Source organism: Deltaproteobacteria bacterium, assembly GCA_019309545.1.
GTDB lineage: Bacteria > Desulfobacterota > Desulfobaccia > Desulfobaccales > Desulfobaccaceae > Desulfobacca_B.
Window position 1 is genome coordinate 1 of record JAFDGA010000083.1, and the last position, 2,553, is coordinate 2,553.

1 protein-coding gene (only partly in view) is annotated in these 2,553 nt (G+C 52.1%); it reads left to right on the plus strand.

Features of this window, described 5'->3' with window-relative positions; translation table 11 throughout:
• Positions 1-2,553, plus strand: part of the annotated coding region (locus JRG72_11760; protein ID MBW2135878.1) for a DUF4981 domain-containing protein (this coding region is incomplete at its 5' end). Its footprint extends 118 nt past the window's final position; 2,553 of its 2,671 annotated nt are in view.

The following is a 2,553-nucleotide window of genomic DNA, read 5'->3' on the forward strand; positions in this document are numbered from 1 at the left end:
CATCGGCCTTAACAAGGAACCTCCTCATTGCACCCTGATGCCTTATGATGATTTTCAAAACGCTCTTGATTGCCAGCGTTTCCGCTCCGCCTACTGCCTCCTGCTTGATGGCCACTGGAAATTTAAGTTCTCCCCACGCCCTGAGGAGCGACCGACGGAGTTTTACCTACCCGATTATGATGTCAGCTCCTGGGATGAAATTCCCGTCCCCAGCAACTGGCAACTTCTCGGCTACGATAAACCTTACTACTTTAATTCATCCTACGTTTTCAAACGCAATCCCCCTTTCGTTGAACACCAAAAAAATTCGGTTGGCTCCTACTGCCGCACTTTCACTGTGCCCGCCCGCTGGAGGGGACGCCAGGTTTTTCTTCACTTCGATGGCGTGGAATCAGCCTTCTACCTCTGGATAAACGGCCAGCTCGTTGGTTACAGCCAGGGAAGCCGCACCCCGGCTGAATTTAATATTACGCCTTACCTCCAGGAAGGAGAAAACACGTTGGCCGTGGAAGTCTATCGCTTCTCCGACGGGTCCTACCTGGAATGCCAAGATTACTGGCGACTAAGTGGTATTTTCCGTCATGTCTATCTTTTCTCCACCCCGGCTGTTCATGTCCGCGATTACGAGCTTCGCTGCGACCTCGACCAGGATTACCGCGATGCCTTCCTCGAAGTCACGGCCCGTATTCACAATTATGGCCTCGAAGCAGCCTGGCATCCTTCCCTGGAAGTTAAAATATTTGATGAAAACCAGGTGGCTCTTCCTCTTGACCCACCCCTAAAAGCTGAAAGCGTTTACCTTGCTCCGGGTGAAGAAAGTGTCCTTCGCCTGCGCACCACTGTTGCTAACCCTAAAAAATGGACTGCCGAAACGCCAAACCTCTACACCGTGGTTCTGGTCCTTCGCGACCGCGACGGCCACCTTCTTGAATTCTTGAGCACAAAATACGGTTTCCGAGAGGTGGCCATCAAAAATAAACAACTCCTAGTCAACGGCCAACCCATCCTCATTAAAGGCGTTAACCGCCACGAGCACGACCCCGACACCGGCCACTTCGTCAACGAAGAATCCATGCGACAGGATATCATTCTGATGAAGCAACACAACATCAATACCGTTCGCACCTCCCACTATCCCGATGACCCTCGCTGGTATGAGCTCTGTGATGAATACGGCCTTTATATTATTGATGAAGCCAACATTGAATCGCATGGCATGGGCTATAAACCTGATGTTACCCTGGCCAATCGCCCTGAGTGGAAAAAAGCCCATCTCGACCGCATCGAGCGCATGGTGGAACGTGACAAGAATCATCCTTGCGTGATCATCTGGTCAATGGGCAATGAAGCTGGTGATGGCACTTCGTTTGAGGAAGCCAGCTGGTGGCTTCATCACCGCGACCCTACCCGGCCTGTCCACTACGAGCGGGGGGAACTGCGGCCCCATGTTGACCTTTTTAGCCCGATGTATTCCTCCCCTGCACGCATCGAAAAATACGCCACCGGCCAACCTGATCGCCCCCTCATCCTCTGCGAATACGCTCACGCCATGGGGAATTCAGTCGGCAATTTAATTGACTACTGGAAAATAATCGAAAAATACCCGGTTCTCCAGGGTGGCTCCATTTGGGATTGGGTGGACCAGGGATTGCGCAAAAAGACAGCCGACGGCCGTAAGTTCTGGGCTTATGGTGGCGATTTCGGCGAAGGCGACAGTAACCGAAATTTCTGTATCAACGGTTTGGTAATGCCTGACCGCTCCGTCACTCCCAAACTCTTGGAAGTGAAAAAAGTTTATCAAAATATCGGGATCAGCGCCGATAATCCTGGTGACTTAACCCAGGGAAAAATTCGTATCCAGAACAAATATTTTTTCACTAACCTCGACAAATTCCAGGTAACTTGGGAAATAACCGAGGACGGAGACCGTATTCAATCAGGAAAGGTTGGTCCCTTCTCGATTCCACCCCAAGAAAGCCAGGTGGTAAAAATCCCCTTTACTCCGCTCCAACCCCGGGCGGGTTGCGAATATTGGCTCATTGTGCGCTTCCGGCTGGGCGAAGACACTTCCTGGGCCAAGGCTGGGCACGTGGTAGCCGAAGAACAGCTTCAACTTCCCTTCTCAGCTCCGGCGCCTCCGTTCGAGGAAGAAGGCCTGCCAGCACTTGACCTTAAGGAGACAGAAGAATCTCTCTTGGTTTCCGGCCCCAATTTTAATTTGCGGTTCAATAAGGCCACGGGGCTTCTTGAATCTTGGAAATACCAGGGACGAGAGCTTATCCTCAAGGCTCCCACTCCCAACTATTGGCGTGCCCCTACCGACAACGACCACGGCAACGGCATGCCCAAACGATGTGCCGTGTGGCGCCAAGCTAGCCAAGAGCGCAAGCTAGCTTCTTTTCAAGCCCAGCGACTTTCCGCTTCGGCGCTGAAGATCCAAGTCGCCTACTATCTGCCTGCGGTGGAGAGCCATCACTGGGTTGATTACGTACTTTATGGAAGTGGCGATATCCTGGTAACCAATCGCTTTCAACCCGGCAAGAAGAAGCTGCC